Origin of the sequence: Citricoccus sp. SGAir0253 (assembly GCF_005877055.1) — a bacterium.
Lineage (GTDB): Bacteria > Actinomycetota > Actinomycetes > Actinomycetales > Micrococcaceae > Citricoccus.
The window spans coordinates 2,644,324-2,658,976 of the sequence record NZ_CP039424.1; the positions used below are offsets into that span (position 1 = coordinate 2,644,324).

Here is a 14,653-nt window from a genome sequence, read left to right on the forward strand (position 1 = left end):
GCGTCGCGACACGCCGCGCCGGACCCCATGCAGCGTGTACGTGACGGAGCGGGCGGGCTCAGGCCAGGGCGGTGCCCCGGAAGCACGTCACGGTGGCGCCGCCGACCCAGACCTCCCCGTCCTCGGTGCACGTGATCGTCACCTCGCCGGTGCGGCCCAGCCGGGTGCCCTGCGCGACGCGGTACCGGCCGGACACGGCACCCGTGCGCAGCATCCACTGGGCCACGGAGGCGTTGAGGCTGCCGGTGACGGGGTCCTCGGGCACGCCGATGCCGGGGATGAAGGCCCGGATCTCGAAGGCGGGGTCCGCCCCGTCCGGGTGGGCGCCGATCGCCCCGACCGGCAGGTCCGGCAGCAGCGACATGTCCGGCTCGAGCTCCAGCACGGCCCGGGCGTCGGGCAGCACGACGGCGGCCCAGCCCGGCCCGTTGTCCACCCACTGGTGGGCGAGGATCCGGTCCCGGGGCACGCCGAGGGCGGCCGCGACGCGCTCGACGTCGCCGGGGTCCAGGTCCCCCGAGCGGACGGTGGGCGGGGCCTGGAAGTGGAGGGCGCCGTCGTCGTGGCGGAGCGTCACCAGCCCGGCCGCGCACTCCTGGACGATGCGCCCCTCGCGCCGGGGGCGGCCGCCGGCCTCGAGCCAGGCGTGCGCCGAGCCGAGCGTGGGGTGCCCGGCGAACGGCAGCTCTCCGCCGGGGGTGAAGATCCGCAACCGGTAGTCCGCGGCGTCCGTGGTCGGGGGCAGCACGAAGGTGGTCTCCGAGAGGTTGGTCCACCGCGCGATGCGGGCCATGTCCTCGTCCGCGATCCCCTCGGCCCCCAGCAGGACCGCCACGGGATTGCCCCCGTAGGCGGTGGCGGAGAAGACGTCGACCTGGGCGAACGGGCGGGAGCGGGGCATGGGGCGAGTGTAGTGCGCGCCCGGTGGGAGAATCGGACCATGCCCCTGATCCTGCGCCCGCCGCGAGCCGAGGACGAGGCCGCCCTGCGGCGGATGCACGAGCAGCTGCTGGCCGACCGGTTCGAGGTCCTGCTCGTGGACGGCACGTGGGAGGAGGTGCTGGAGACGCTGCGCCGGGAGGCGGCCGGGGTGGACCTGCGGCCGGGCTGGGTGCGCTCGGACTTCCTCGTGGCCGAGGTGGACGGGATCCCGGTGGGCCGCGTGTCCATCCGGCACGAGCTCAACGAGCAGCTGCTGCAGGTCAACGGGCACGTGGGCTACGCGGTGGCCCCGGAGCACCGCCGGCGCGGCCACGCCACCGAGATCCTCCGGCAGTCCGTGGCCCGGCTGGCGGCCCTGGGGGTGGAGCGGGTGCTCGTGACGTGCGACGAGGACAACGCCGGCTCCGCAGCGGTGATCGAGGCCAACGGCGGGGTGCTCGAGGACGTCCGCACGGTTGGCGAGCGGCGCGTCCGCCGGTACTGGATCGACGCCGGCGCCCCGGCCCCGCGCACCGGGTAGGGGCTACCGGCCGGCGGCGAAGCGGCTCGTGGGCGGTGCCGGGCGCGGCGCGCTCCCGGTCGAGCGGCCGCCGCGCAGGGAGGTGGCGCAGGCGATGCCCGCGGCCACGCCCTGGCCCATGGCGATGGCCACGAGCTGCAGGCCCGGGGCCAGGTCACCGGCCGCGTAGACCCCGGGCACGCTCGTGAGCTGGAAGCCGTCCACGAGCACTTGCCCGTCCTCGTCCAGGTCGCAGCCGAGCGCGCGGGCCAGCGCGTTCGCCGGCCGGTGCGCATAGGAGAAGAACACGGCGGCCCCCGGCACCACCGTCCCGTCCGCGAGCACCACCCCGGACAGCTCACCGGGTGCGCCCGCCAGGGCCGCGGCCCGGCCGTCCACGACCTCGATGCCGTGCTCGGCCAGCGTCCGACGCTGCCCCTCCTCGAACGCGGCCCCGGCGGCGTCCGTGACGATGCGCACGGTGGCCGCCCAGTCCAGCAACTCCGAGGCGAACGCCGGGACCTGCGGGCCGTCCCCGAGGACGACGACGTCCCGGCCGCGGACCTCGAAGCCGTCGCACGCGGGGCAGTGGTGGACGTCGAGCCCGTAGTGCGCCGAGAGTCCCTCGAGCCCGGGCAGCCGGTCCCCCACGCCGGTGGCGATCACCACGCGGGCCGCGGCGACCTCGTGCCGGCCGTCCACGACGGCGGTGAACCCCCGCTCCACGTCCCCGCACACCTCGGTCACGGTGCCGGCGGCCAGCCGGACGTCCGGATAGGGCTCGAGCCCCGCGCGGAGGTCCGCGAGCAGTTCCGCCGGGGGGACGGGGTCCCGGCCGGGCACCCCGTGGGCCAGGGCCGCGGGGAGGTTGCGCTGGTGGCCGGAGTCCACCACGAGGGTGTGGCGCCGGTACCGCCCGAGCCACAGGGCCGCGGACAAACCCGCGGGGCCGCCCCCGATCACGAGGGCGTCGACGGCGGCGGGCAGTTCCTGGTCCACACGGCACACCGTACGCCACCGGCGGCCGGGGCTCAGCGCCGGGGGCGCGTCCGGGCGGTGGCGGGGGCGGTCCAGGGGTCCTCCGGCCACGGATGCCTGGGGTACCGGCCGCGCATCTCCGCGCGCACCTGGGCGTAGGGCCCGGACCAGAAGGAGGCCAGGTCGCCCGTCACGGCCAGCGGACGGCCGGCCGGGGAGAGCAGGTGGAAGAGCACCGGCACGCGGCCGTCCACGAGCCGCGGGGTCTCGGCCAGTCCGAAGCACTCCTGGAGCTTGACCGCGACGACGGGCGTCCCGGCCTCGTCCCCCGGCCTCCCGTCCCCCGGTCCGCCGGCCGTCCCGTCCTCGGCGGCGCCGGCCCCGCCGCGGTCCCCGCCCGGTCCCACCGCGGGGTACTGCACGGCGGCGGTGCGGCCGCTGGGCACGGGGAGCCGCTCGGGGACGAGCTCGTCCAGGCGCACGGCCTCAGGCCAGGGCAGCAGCCGCCGCAGCGCCCCGGCCACGTCCACCGACCCCGCCCTCGCCCCGGTGGCCAGGCGTTCCACCTCGGGGGCGAACCAGTCCTCCCAGCGCTCGGCGAGCGCGGCGTCGGACACGTCCGGCCACGGCTCCCCCAGCGTCCGGTGCAGCAGGGCCAGCCGGCACCGCAGGGAGTCCGCGGCCGCGGTGACCCCGAGCGGGGCCAGGCCCTCGGCGCGCAGCATCCCCACGACGGCGGCCCGGCCCGGTCCCGGCGCCGGCGGCTCCGGGGTCTCGGAGAGCACGATGGCCCCGAGGGCCCGCCGGGCGCGGCCGACCACGCGGCCGTCCTGCCAGTGGGCCGTGCGCTCCTCCACGAGCAGCGGCCCGGCCAGGTGCTGGGCCAGTCCGGCGTCCACGGGCGCGGCCGCACGGATCACCGCCCCGGTGCCGGCGGCGGCCCGGCCCTCGGCGCGGGAGACGTCCGCGACCGCGAGCCACTCGGCCCCGGCCAGCCCGCTGCCGGGCGGCAGGGCGGCCCGGGTGCCGGAGGCCAGCAGGTAGACCTCCGCACCGGCCCCCGCCCCGCGCCCCCCGGCGGACGGGGATCCCGCCGGCGCCCCGGCGGGGCCCGGTGGCGTCACCCGCCGCGCGAGCCGCTCGGGCCACGCGAGCCCGACGACGGCCCCCACCGCCAGCGCGTCCGGCACCCGGTCGAGGTGGGCGCCGGGGGTGGGGCGGGCGTCGGGGTCGGGACGGGCGCCGGGGTCGGGACGGGCGCCGGGGCCCGGGGCGGCCGACGTCGCGAGGTCCTCGAACCGGCGGGCCTCCTGGGCCCAGCGCCGCGCGTCGCCGTCCCGGCCGGGACCGCCGGGGCGGTCCGTCGCCCGGCCGCCCCCGGAGCGCGGCGCCGCCGCCCGCACGGTGGAGAGCGCGGCGGTGAGGTCGGCCCCGTCCGGGCGGAGGTCGGACCCGACCAGCGCGACGACCTCGGCGGCCGTGTGCGCCCCGACGAGCGCCACCCCGTCCAGCAGGGCGCGGGCGAGCCGGGGCTCGGCGGGGATCGCCGCGAGCCGGCGGCCGTGGTCGGTGGCCCGGCCCGCCCCGTCCACCGCGTCCAGCGCGCGCAGGGTCGCCACCGCCTCGGCGAGAGGGGCCTCCGGCAGCGGGTCCGGCAGCACGAGGCCCTCGCCGCCGGGGGCGCCCCAGCACGCCAGCACCAGGGCGGCGCCGGCGAGGTCGGCGACGGCGGCCGCGGGCAGCGGGTGCGCCGGGGCGGCGCCCAGCGTGGAGCGCTCGTAGCAGCGCACCACGGTGCCGGGCCCGAGGCGGCCGGCGCGGCCGGCGCGCTGCTCGGCGGAGGACCGGGCGCACGCCACGGTCACGAGGCCGGTCATGCCGCGGCCGGTGTCCCGCCGGGGCTCGCGGGCCAGGCCCGAGTCCACCACGAGCCGCACGCCCGGGACCGTCAGGGAGGACTCCGCCAGCGAGGTGGAGACGATGATCCGGGGCGGGTCCCCGGGGCCGCGGCCGCCGACCGCCCGGTCCTGGGCGGCGGCGCCGAGCCGGCCGTGCAGGGGCAGCACCTCGGTGCCCGGGGCCAGCCGCTCGAGCGCGGCGCACGTCTCGGTGACCTCGCGGGCACCGGGCACGAACACCAGCGCGTCCGTGCCCGGGTCCTCCGCCAGCGCGGCCGCGTGGGCCTCGGCCGCGCAGCGGGCCACGTGGTCCAGGAACGCGCGCGTCACCCCGCGGGCGTCCTGCCGGGGTCCGGGCGCCGGGCGGTAGGAGACGTCCAGGGGGTACAGGGCGGAGGGGCAGTCGACCACGGGGGCGGGGGCGTCCCGCCCCGTGCCCTCCCCCAACCGGGCGGCGAACCGCTCGGCGTCCAGCGTGGCGGACATCGCCACGAGCAGCAGGTCCGGGCGCAGCTGGGCGACCTCGCCGAGCATGCCGAACAGCAGGTCCGTCTCCAGGTCCCGCTCGTGCACCTCGTCCAGGACCACCGCCCCGGTGCCGGCCAGTTCCGGGTCGGCCAGGAGCCGGTTGACCAGGACGCCGGGGGTCACGAACTCGACCAGCGTCCCCGGTCCCGTCCGGCGCTCCCCGCGCACGGTGTACCCGGCGCGGGTCCCCGGTCCGGTGCCGTCCAGGGCGGCGAGCCGGCGGGCGGCCGCGCGGGCCGCCACGCGGCGCGGCTGGGTCACCACCACGCGGAGCGGGCGCCCCGGGCGGCGGGCTCCGCCTTCGTCGGCCCGGCCCGCGGGGCCGGCGGGGCCGTCGTCGTCCGCCGCGGACCGGGCCAGCAGGACGGCCGCCGCCGGGGGGACCAGCGTGGTCTTGCCCGTGCCGGGCGGGGCCTGGACCACCGCGATCCGCTCGCGGACCAGCGCCCGCTCGAGGGCCGGGAGGGAGTCGGCGAACACGAGCCCGGCGCCGAGCCGCCCGAGGTCGAACGGCGCGGCGCCGTGCACCGCCGCGGGACCGGGGACGTTGGCCGGACCGGGGACGGCGGGGGCGTCGCCGGGGGCGGGCACGGGGGCGGGGGCGTCGTCGGGGGCGGGGGGCATCTCCCCATTGTCCCGGACGGGCCCGGCACCGCCACGGCCGGCCCGGGTCCCGCCCCGGCCCGCTCCCGTCAGGGGGTGGGGGTGCCCCCGTTGGCGTTGAGGGTCTCCCCGCTGACGTAGCTGGACTCCGGGGAGGCCAGGAACACGTAGGCCGGGGCCATCTCCACCGGCTGGCCCGCCCGCCCCAGCGGGGTGTTCTGGCCGAAGACCGGCAGCTTGTCCTTCGGCTGGCCGGCGGTCACCTGCAGCACGGTCCACACCGGCCCCGGGGCCACGGCGTTGACGCGGATCCCGCGCTCGGCCACCTGCTGGGCCAGGCCCTTGGTGAAGTTGTTGATCGCGGCCTTCGTGGAGGCGTAGTCCAGCAGCATCGGGTTGGGCTCGTAGGCCTGGACGGAGGTGGTGTTGATGATCGTGGAGCCCGGGCCCATGTGCCGCAGGGCGGCCCGGCACAGGGTGAACATGGACTTGATGTTGACCTGGAAGGTCTGGTCCACCTGCTCGTCCGTCAGGTCCTCGAGCCTCTCGCGGATGACCTGCTTGCCCGCGTTGTTGACGAGGATGTCCAGCCCGCCGAGGCCCTCGGCGGCGGCGTCCACCAGCCCCGTGCGGTACTCGGCGTCCATGAGGTCCCCGGGCAGGGCGACGGCGGTCCGGCCGGCCTCCTCGATGGCCCGCACCACGCGCCGGGCGTCCTCCTCCTCGTCCGGCAGGTAGGCGATGGCCACGTCCGCGCCCTCGCGGGCGAAGGCGATGGCGACGGCGGCGCCGATGCCCGAGTCGCCGCCCGTCACCAGGGCCCTGCGGCCCTCGAGGCGGCCGAGGCCGCGGTAGGTCTCCAGGCCGATGTCCGGCACCGGCTCGGTCCGCACGTCCAGTCCGGGCTCGGGCTGGTGCTGCTCCGGCGGCGAGACCTTGGGGAACGCCGTGGTCGGGTCACCGCCCGCCAGCTGGTCGGTCTGGGGAACTCCAGTGCTGTTCTTCTCGGTGTCCGTCATGCCCCGACCCTAGGGAGGCCCGGGCGGGCATGACAAGGCGGGGGCGGACACCGCCATGACAGCATGGCCCCATGAGCACCACCGCCACCACCGACCGCCTCCTCGTCCTGCCGCCCGCCGACCGCCGGGCCGGCACACCCTACGCCCGGGCCCACGAGGGCCCGGCCGGCGCCGTGGCGCAGCACGGCGGGACGGTCGTGGAGAACGCCGACGCCTCCCCCGCCGGGGACGGCACCGCCACGGCCCTGGTCCTCGTCCACCCCGTGCCGGTGGAGCAGGTCGAGCAGGCGCTCGCGGCCAACCCCGACGTCACCTGGGTGCAGCTGCCCTTCGCCGGGATCGAGCCGTACGTGCCGCTCATCCGCTCCCGGCCGGACGTCGCATGGACCTCCGCCAAGGGCACCTACGCCCGGCCCGTGGCCGAGCACGCCCTCCTGCTCACCCTCGCCCTGCTGCGCGACCTGCCCGGCCGGCTGCGCGCCACCGGGTGGGGGACGCCCGGCGGCCGCACCCTGGACGGGATGGAGTGCGTGGTGGTCGGCGGGGGCGGGATCGCCCGCGAGTACGTGCGCCTGCTGCGCTCCTGGGACACGCGCGTGACGGCCGTGCGCCGCCGGGCCGGGGACGTGCCCGGCGCGGACCGGACCGTCACCCAGGACCGGCTCGACGAGGTGCTGCCCGGGGCCGGCGTCGTGATGCTGGCCGCCGCCTCCACCGACCTGACCCGGGGGATGATCGGGGCACGCCAGCTGGAGCTGATGTCCCCGGAGGCGGTGCTCGTCAACGTCGCCCGGGGCACCCTCGTGGACACCGGGGCGCTCGTGGACGCCCTCGCCGCCGGCTCGATCCACGGGGCGGGGCTGGACGTCACCGAGCCGGAACCGCTGCCGGACGGACACCCGCTGTGGAGCGAGCCGCGCTGCATCGTCACGCCGCACACCGCGGACACCCCGGAGATGTGCATCCCGCTGCTGGACGCCCGCATCCGGCGCAACCTCGCCGCGCGCGCCGGCGGCGGGGAACTCGAGGGCCTCGTGGACGTGGAGGGCGGGTACTGAACCACCCGCGGCCACCGGCGCGGACACCGGGCGCAGACCGGGATCCGCGCGGTCCCGCGCGGCATAGGCTGGGAGCCATGAGATCACCGGTGCAGGACTACCTCGAGCGGCTGCTGGACGAGCTCCGCCCCCAGGACGGCGGACAGCCCCACCAGGCGATCCCCGCCACGGCGGACATGGACCCGGAGCTGTACGGCGTGGCCCTCACCACGGTGGACGGGGACTCCTACGCCGCCGGGGACACCGAGCAGGCGTTCTCCCTGCAGTCGATCTCCAAGGCGTTCACCTACGCCATGGCCCTCGAGGACCTGGGGCCGGAGAGGGTGCAGGAGAAGATCGACGTGGAGCCCTCGGGCGATCCGTTCAACGAGATCTCGCTGCAGGCCGGCACCGGGCGCCCGGACAACCCGATGATCAACGCCGGGGCGATCGCCACGACCTCCCTCATCAAGGGGCGCGGGGGCCGCGACCGGATGGGCCGGATCCTCAATACGTTCTCCGAGGCCGCCGGCCGGGAGCTGAAGGTCTCCGAGGGGGTGTTCCGCTCCGAGGACCGCACCGGGCACCGCAACCGGGCGCTGTCCTGGCTGCTGCGCTCCTTCGGGATCATCGAGTCCGATCCCGAGCCCGTGGTGCAGGACTACTTCCGGCAGTGCTCGGTGCTCGTGACCGTGCGGGACCTGTCCGTCATGGCGGCCACCCTGGCCAACCAGGGCGTCAACCCGGTGACCGGCGAGCGCGTGTTCGCCCCGCGCACGGTGCGCTGGGTGCTGTCCGTGCTGTCCACGTGCGGGATGTACGACGACGCCGGCACGTGGGCGATCGAGGTCGGCCTGCCCAGCAAGTCCGGCGTGGGCGGCGGGCTGCTCGTGGTGGTGCCCGGCCAGCTGGGCATCGGCGTGTTCTCCCCGTCGCTGGACGCGCACGGCACCTCCGTGCGCGGGGCCGCCACCGTCAAGCGCCTGGCCACGGACCTGGGCCTGCACTACGGCGACGCCCCGCCCGTGGGCCGCTCCGTCATCCGCGCCTCCTACGACCTGTCCGAGGCCCCCTCCGGGGTGCCCCGCAGCACCGAGGCCCTGCAGGTGATCGAGGCCCACGGCGCCGAGTGCCGCATCGTGGAGATCGGCGGGGACATCGGCTTCTCGGAGGCCGAGACGCTGGCCCGGCTCACCACCGAGCTGCCGGAGTCGGTCCGCACCCTCATGGTGGACGTGTCCAAGGTGGACGACTTCGGCCGCGCGGCCGTGCGCATCCTCAACCAGGTGGTCCGCCTGTTCATCGCGGACGGCCGGGACCTGCTCCTCGTCGACGACGACCGGCGGCTCACCGAGACGATGGTCGAGTCCGCCGAGGGCTCCCCGTACGGGGCCCTGCCCAACCCCTTCGAGGCCGAGGGGGACCGGGAGGCGCGCGCCCGGGACGGGGCCGACGACGCGCCCGCCTTCCGGCTGTTCCTGTCCCGGTCCCTCGCGGTGGAGTGGGTGGAGCAGCGGCTGCTGAACCGGCACGCCCCCGGGCTGCTCCCGGTCGGGCGGCAGGACCCGGCCCGGTCGCCCCTGCTGGAGCTGTTCACGGCGGCGGACGCGCGGACCCTGGCCGACTTCATGGAGACGCGCGACTACCGGCCCGGGCAGGTCATCCGCCGGGCCGGGCAGCCCTTCGGGGGGATCTACTTCATCACCTCGGGCCAGGTGGAGCTCACCGCCCAGGGCTCCGGCGGGCGCCGCTACCGGCAGGTGTTCCTCTCCCCCGGGATGATCTTCGGCGAGATCGCGCTGGGCCAGGCCGGGCGGCAGGTCACCACCGTGCGCGCCGTGGGCCCGGTCACCACGCAGGTGCTCACCGCCCAGGTGATCTCGGCCCTGGAGGAGTCCGACCCCCGGCTGGCCATCAAGCTGTGGTCCGCGCTCGCCCGGGACGCCTACACGACCGTGGAGCAGATGATCCGGGAGACCGGCGCGCGCAGCGACTGACCGGCGGCCGGGCCTCAGCCGGCCCGGGCGTCCGCCGGCTCGGCGGCGGTGCGGTCCACCAGGACGCCGGCGTCGACGCCCTCGTGGCGGCCGGGCCGCATGGCCCGCAGCGAGTTCAGGATCGCCACGGCGTCCACGAGCTCCTGGGACAGCGCGCCGGCGACGGCCGGGATGAGGCCGAACGCGGCGACCACCATGAGCACCAGGGACAGGGCGATGCCCGTCCAGATCGACTCGCGGGCCACCCGCAGGGTCCGCCGGCCCACCGCGACGGCGACCGCCACCCGGGAGACGTCGTCCCGGATGACCACGACGTCGGCCGTCTCGGAGGCGGCGGTCGACCCGCGCGCGCCCATGGCGACCCCGACGTCGGCGACCGCCAGCACCGGGGCGTCGTTGACGCCGTCGCCCACCATCATGACCGGACCGGGGGCGGCCTGCCGCACGATCCGGACCTTGTCCTCGGGCAGCAGCTCGGCGTGCACCTCGGTGATCCCGGCCTGGTCGGCCACGTACCGGGCCGTGGCCTCGGCGTCCCCGGTGAGCATCATCCGGCTGTGCACGCCCAGCCGGTCCAGCGCGGCCAGCGTGGCCGGGGCGTTGGCGCGCAGCCGGTCGGAGAGGATGAGCGTGCCCGCGAAGACGCCGTCCACCCCCACGTAGACGGCGGACTCGCCCGGCCGCAGCTCGGCCGGGACCAGGCCCGGGGCGTGCCGGCGCACGTAGGCGGGCTTGCCCACGATGACCCGCCGGCCCCCGAGCAGGGCCGTGACCCCGTGCGTGGCGACCTCGCCGGCCTCCGTGGCGGTGAGCAGCCCGAGCCCGCCGTCCTCCGCGGCGGCACGGATCGAGTCGGCGAGCACGTGCACGGAGTACTGCTCGGCGGAGCCGGCCAGCCGGAGCAGCTCCCGGGCGGTGAGGACCTCCCCGCCCGCCGGGGTGCGGGCCGGGCGCACGTCCAGCAGCTCGGGGCGGCCGTAGGTCAGGGTCCCCGTCTTGTCGAAGGCCACCGTGCGGGCGGAGCCGAGGGCCTCGATGGTGCCGCCGGACTTGACGATCACGCCGTTGCGCGCGGCCCGTGACATGCCGCCGAGGAACGCGACGGGGGCCGCGATGAGCAGGGGGCACGGGGTGGCGACCACGAGGACCTCGGCGAAGCGGACGGGGTCCCCGGAGGCCCACCACGCGATGCCGCCGATGAGGTAGGCCACCACCGTGAACGGCACGGCGTACCGGTCCGCCAGCCGCACGAGCGGGGCGCGCGAGCCGGCGGCCTCCTGGACGAGCGCCAGGATCCGGGCGTACTGGGAGTCCGCCGGGCGCGCGGTGGCCTCCAGGACCACGGCCTGCTGGCCGTTGAGCGCCCCGGAGAGGACCTCGTCCCCGCTGCGGCGGAGCACGGGCAGGGACTCCCCGGTGAGCGAGGACTCGTCGAACTCCGCCTCGACCACCCGCCCGTCGGGGCCGGGGGCCAGCAGCCCGTCCACCGGGACGACCTCGGCGGGGCGCACGAGCAGGCGGTCGCCGACCTCGACGGCCTCGAGGGGGACGTCCTCCGCGGCGCCGTCCGGCAGCAGCCGGTGGGCAGCCTGCGGGGCCCGCTCCAGCAGGGCGGAGAGGTTCTTCCGGGCCCGGCCGGCGGCGAAGTCCTCGAGCGCCTCGCCCCCGGTGATCATCAGGCACACCACGAGCGCGGCGATGTACTCCCCGACCAGGAGGGTGGCCGCGATGGCGGTGACGGCCAGGACGTCCACGCCCCAGTGCCCGCGCAGCAGGTCCCGCACCATGCCCACGGAGACCCAGAGCCCGACGGCGGCCCCGAAGGCCGTCGCGACCCAGCGTGCGGGCCCGGACTGGCCCGAGGACTCGAGCGCGAGCACCACGGCCAGCGCGAGCAGCGTGAGCGAGACCCACGGGTAGGACCGGATGGCTCCCCACGTCTTCATGGCCCTCCTCGGCTCCCCCGGCGCCGTCGACGGCGTCCCTCGGCCCCATTCTCCTCGCGGGAGGGGGGTGGTTCCAGCACGCCGAGGCCACCCCGTCCCGGGGCGGCGGATCCTTGCCCCCGCCGGGGCGCCACGGCACGCTGGCGGTGGGCGCCGGACCGGGGCGGGACCGGGGACTCGGCGTCAGAAGCTGGGAGTTTCCTGAGATTCACAGACTTGAGTGAATAGCACTCAGGTCTCTCGTGTTGTACTGGGTGCACGGTCCGGAGACGGGCCGTCCACCTACCTTGTCCGCCCGTGAGCAACGAACCAGGAGAGCATGATGGCCACTCGAATCGATCCCTTCCGCGAACTCGACCGCCTGGCCGGGCAGCTGCTGACCAGCGGCCGGGGCCTGCGCCAGATGGCGATGGACCTCTACAAGGACGGCGACACCTACGTCGTGGAGGCCGACCTGCCCGGCGTCGATCCCTCGTCCGTGGACGTGGACGTGGACGGGCAGCTGCTGACCATCCGCGCGGAGCGCAAGCCCGTGGTCAACGACCGCGAGGGCGTCCAGTGGATCACCCGTGAGCGCGAGTACGGCAGCTACGTCCGCCAACTGAACCTCGGCCAGGACGTGGACCTGGACAACATCGCGGCCACCTACGACCACGGCGTCCTGAAGGTGTCCATCCCGATGTCCCCGAAGGCCCACCCGCGCAAGATCAAGGTCGCCACCGGCAACGGCAGCGAGTCCATCCGGGCGAGGCACTCCGAGGACACCGTCCAGGGCCAGGTCGAGCAGGGCGGCCCGCAGGTCGACCCGAACGGCTGACCCCTCCCTGCCCGAGCGTCGTCCCGGCGCCGGGACGACGAATGCCCCGTGGGGCCCGGGTCCGGGCCCCACGGGGCATCCTCTGGGGTGTCCGGCCCAGCGGCCGGCCGCCCGTGCGCCGGTCCCCGCACGCTGCGGGGACCGGCCGCGCATCACACGGCCAGCCGGTCCACGATCTCCTGGACGATGCCGTTCAGCGTGGCCGAGGGGCGCATGGCCTCGGACACCTTCTCGCGGGACGGGCTGTAGTAGCCCTCGATGTCCACCGGCGCGCCCTGGACCGAGTTCAGCTCCTCCATGATGCGCTGCTCGTTCTCGGCGAGCTTCGCGGCGATGTCCCGGAAGCTGGCCGCGAGGTCCGCGTCCTCGGACTGGCGGGCGAGCTCCTGGGCCCAGTACAGCGCCAGGTAGAAGTGCGAGCCGCGGTTGTCGATCTCCCCGACCTTGCGCGAGGGATTGCGGCCCTCCTCCAGGAACGTTCCGGTGGCGCGGTCCAGGGTGTCGGCCAGGACCTGGGCGCGGGCGTTGCCGTTGGCCACGGCCTCGTGCTCGAAGGACACGGCCAGCGCGAGGAACTCGCCCAGGGAGTCCCAGCGCAGGTGGTTCTCGGCGAGGAACTGCTGGACGTGCTTCGGGGCGGAGCCGCCGGCGCCGGTCTCGAACAGCCCACCGCCGTTGATCAGCGGCACGATCGAGAGCATCTTGGCGGAGGTGCCCAGCTCGAGGATCGGGAACAGGTCGGTCAGGTAGTCGCGCAGGACGTTGCCGGTCACGGAGATGGTGTCCTGGCCGCGGCGCAGGCGGTCGATGGTGAAGTGCGTGGCCTCCGGGGGGGCCATGATCTCGATCTGCAGCCCCACGGTGTCGTGCTCCGTGAGGTACTGCCGGACCTTGGCGATGAGGTTCGCGTCGTGGGCGCGGTTCTCGTCCAGCCAGAACACGGCCGGGGTCTGGGAGGCGCGGGCACGGGTGACGGCCAGCTTGACCCAGTCGCGCACCGGCACGTCCTTGGTCTGGCAGGCGCGCCAGATGTCACCGGCCTCGACCCGGTGCTCGATCAGCACGGCGCCCGAGCCGTCCACCACCTGGACGGTGCCGGCCTCCTCGAGGATGAAGGTCTTGTCGTGCGAGCCGTACTCCTCGGCCTTCTGGGCCATCAGGCCCACGTTCGGCACGGTCCCCATGGTGGTCGGGTCGTAGGCGCCGTTGGCCTTGCAGTCGTCGATGACCACCTGGTAGATGCCCGCGTAGGAGGGGTCCGGCAGCACCGCGAGGGTGTCCTGCTCCTGGCCGTCCTTGTTCCACATGTGCCCGGAGGAGCGGATCATCGCCGGCATGGAGGCGTCCACGATCACGTCCGAGGGCACGTGCAGGTTGGTGATGCCCTTGTCCGAGTTGACCATGGCCAGGTCCGGGCCGTTGGCGTAGCCGGCCTCGATCTCGGCGCGCACGCCCTCGGCCACCTGCGGGTCCAGGGCGTCCAGTCCGGAGAGGATGGCAGCGAGCCCGTCATTGGCGCTCAGTCCGGCGGCGGCGAGCTCGGCGCCGTACTTCTCGAACACGCTCGGGAAGTAGGCCTTCACCACGTGGCCGAAGATCACCGGGTCGGAGACCTTCATCATGGTGGCCTTCAGGTGGGTGGAGAACAGCACGCCCTCCTCCTTGGCGCGCTTGACCTGCGCGGCCAGGAACTCGTCCAGGGCCTTGGCGGACATGAAGGTGCCGTCCACGATCTCCCCGGCCAGCACCGGGAAGTCGTCCTTGAGCACGGTGGTCTCGCCGGAGCCGTCCACGAACTGGATGCGGATGGTCCCGTCCTCGGGGATCACCACGGACTTCTCGTTGTGGAAGAAGGCGTCGCGCTTCATGTAGGCGACCGTGGTCTTGGAGTCGGCCGACCAGGCGCCCATGGAGTGGGGGTGCTTGCGCGCGAAGTTCTTCACGGACTGGGGCGCGCGGCGGTCGGAGTTGCCCTCGCGCAGCACGGGGTTCACGGCCGAGCCCTTGACCTTGTCGTAGCGGGCGCGGGCGTCCTTCTGCTCCGGGGTGGCCGCCTCGTCCGGGTAGTCCGGCAGGGCGTAGCCGTCGGCCTGCAGCTCGGCGATCGCGGCCTTGAGCTGCGGCACGGAGGCGGAGATGTTCGGCAGCTTGATGACGTTGGCGTCGTCGGTCTTGACCAGCTCACCCAGCTCGGCGAGGGCGTCCTCCACGCGCTGGTCCTCGGGCAGCACGTCGTTGAACGCGGCCAGGATGCGCCCGGCCAGCGAGATGTCGCGCGTCTCCATCTCCACGCCGGCGGTGGAGGCGAAGGCCTGGACCAGCGGGAGCAACGAACCGGTGGCCAGCATGGGGGCCTCGTCGGTGAAGGTGTAGATGATCTTCGACATGA

At 75.7% G+C, this 14,653-nt stretch carries 10 protein-coding genes; 4 read left to right on the plus strand and 6 right to left on the minus strand.

The window, feature by feature from the left end; all coding sequences use genetic code 11:
• Positions 1–58: 58 nt before the first annotated feature.
• Complete coding sequence (locus tag E7744_RS11590) at positions 59–901, minus strand: PhzF family phenazine biosynthesis protein (protein WP_137774247.1); 843 nt, start codon at positions 899–901, stop codon at positions 59–61.
• A gap of 39 nt (positions 902–940) precedes the next feature.
• Between E7744_RS11590 and E7744_RS11595 the strand changes: the two genes are divergently transcribed.
• On the plus strand, positions 941–1,462 hold the full coding sequence (locus E7744_RS11595) for a GNAT family N-acetyltransferase (RefSeq protein WP_137774248.1): 522 nt from the start codon (positions 941–943) through the stop codon (positions 1,460–1,462).
• Positions 1,463–1,465: 3 nt separating this feature from the next.
• Here the strand turns inward: E7744_RS11595 and E7744_RS11600 are convergent, their stop codons facing one another.
• The 3 genes from E7744_RS11600 to E7744_RS11610 all read right to left on the minus strand — a co-directional run bounded on the left by E7744_RS11600 (position 1,466) and on the right by E7744_RS11610 (position 6,467).
• Positions 1,466–2,440: an NAD(P)/FAD-dependent oxidoreductase gene (locus E7744_RS11600; protein ID WP_137774249.1), complete on the minus strand. Its 975-nt coding sequence runs from the start codon at positions 2,438–2,440 to the stop codon at positions 1,466–1,468.
• 32 nt (positions 2,441–2,472) lie between these two features.
• Complete coding sequence (hrpB, locus tag E7744_RS11605) at positions 2,473–5,469, minus strand: ATP-dependent helicase HrpB (RefSeq protein ID WP_137774250.1); 2,997 nt, start codon at positions 5,467–5,469, stop codon at positions 2,473–2,475.
• 68 nt (positions 5,470–5,537) lie between these two features.
• Positions 5,538–6,467: an SDR family oxidoreductase gene (locus tag E7744_RS11610; RefSeq protein WP_137774251.1), complete on the minus strand. Its 930-nt coding sequence runs from the start codon at positions 6,465–6,467 to the stop codon at positions 5,538–5,540.
• A gap of 71 nt (positions 6,468–6,538) precedes the next feature.
• Here E7744_RS11610 and E7744_RS16515 point away from each other — a divergent pair, with 71 nt between their 5' ends.
• Both E7744_RS16515 and glsA read left to right on the plus strand, forming a co-directional pair.
• Positions 6,539–7,525: an NAD(P)-dependent oxidoreductase gene (locus tag E7744_RS16515; protein ID WP_137774252.1), complete on the plus strand. Its 987-nt coding sequence runs from the start codon at positions 6,539–6,541 to the stop codon at positions 7,523–7,525.
• Between the two features lie 77 nt (positions 7,526–7,602).
• Complete coding sequence (gene glsA / locus E7744_RS11620) at positions 7,603–9,501, plus strand: glutaminase A (RefSeq protein WP_137774253.1); 1,899 nt, start codon at positions 7,603–7,605, stop codon at positions 9,499–9,501.
• Positions 9,502–9,515: 14 nt separating this feature from the next.
• Here the strand turns inward: glsA and E7744_RS11625 are convergent, their stop codons facing one another.
• Positions 9,516–11,447 (minus strand): heavy metal translocating P-type ATPase, encoded by a 1,932-nt coding sequence (locus E7744_RS11625; RefSeq protein WP_137774254.1) that lies wholly within the window; start codon positions 11,445–11,447, stop codon positions 9,516–9,518.
• Positions 11,448–11,769: 322 nt separating this feature from the next.
• Here E7744_RS11625 and E7744_RS11630 point away from each other — a divergent pair, with 322 nt between their 5' ends.
• Positions 11,770–12,264: an Hsp20/alpha crystallin family protein gene (locus tag E7744_RS11630; RefSeq protein WP_137775022.1), complete on the plus strand. Its 495-nt coding sequence runs from the start codon at positions 11,770–11,772 to the stop codon at positions 12,262–12,264.
• Between the two features lie 152 nt (positions 12,265–12,416).
• Here the strand turns inward: E7744_RS11630 and E7744_RS11635 are convergent, their stop codons facing one another.
• Positions 12,417–14,651 carry an NADP-dependent isocitrate dehydrogenase gene (locus E7744_RS11635; RefSeq protein WP_137774255.1) on the minus strand — a complete coding sequence of 745 codons (2,235 nt, stop codon included), beginning with the start codon at positions 14,649–14,651 and terminating at the stop codon, positions 12,417–12,419.
• Positions 14,652–14,653: the final 2 nt, after the last annotated feature.

Bases quoted from the DNA above. Each gene is read 5' to 3' on its own strand.
- glsA (WP_137774253.1), top strand. From the start codon at position 7,603: ATGAGATCACCGGTGCAGGACTACCTCGAGCGGCTGCTGGACGAGCTC.
- E7744_RS11625 (WP_137774254.1), bottom strand. From the start codon at position 11,447: ATGAAGACGTGGGGAGCCATCCGGTCCTACCCGTGGGTCTCGCTCACG.
- hrpB (WP_137774250.1), bottom strand. From the start codon at position 5,469: ATGCCCCCCGCCCCCGACGACGCCCCCGCCCCCGTGCCCGCCCCCGGC.
- E7744_RS11610 (WP_137774251.1), bottom strand. From the start codon at position 6,467: ATGACGGACACCGAGAAGAACAGCACTGGAGTTCCCCAGACCGACCAG.
- E7744_RS11590 (WP_137774247.1), bottom strand. From the start codon at position 901: ATGCCCCGCTCCCGCCCGTTCGCCCAGGTCGACGTCTTCTCCGCCACC.
- E7744_RS11595 (WP_137774248.1), top strand. From the start codon at position 941: ATGCCCCTGATCCTGCGCCCGCCGCGAGCCGAGGACGAGGCCGCCCTG.
- E7744_RS11630 (WP_137775022.1), top strand. From the start codon at position 11,770: ATGGCCACTCGAATCGATCCCTTCCGCGAACTCGACCGCCTGGCCGGG.
- E7744_RS11635 (WP_137774255.1), bottom strand. From the start codon at position 14,651: ATGTCGAAGATCATCTACACCTTCACCGACGAGGCCCCCATGCTGGCC.
- E7744_RS16515 (WP_137774252.1), top strand. From the start codon at position 6,539: ATGAGCACCACCGCCACCACCGACCGCCTCCTCGTCCTGCCGCCCGCC.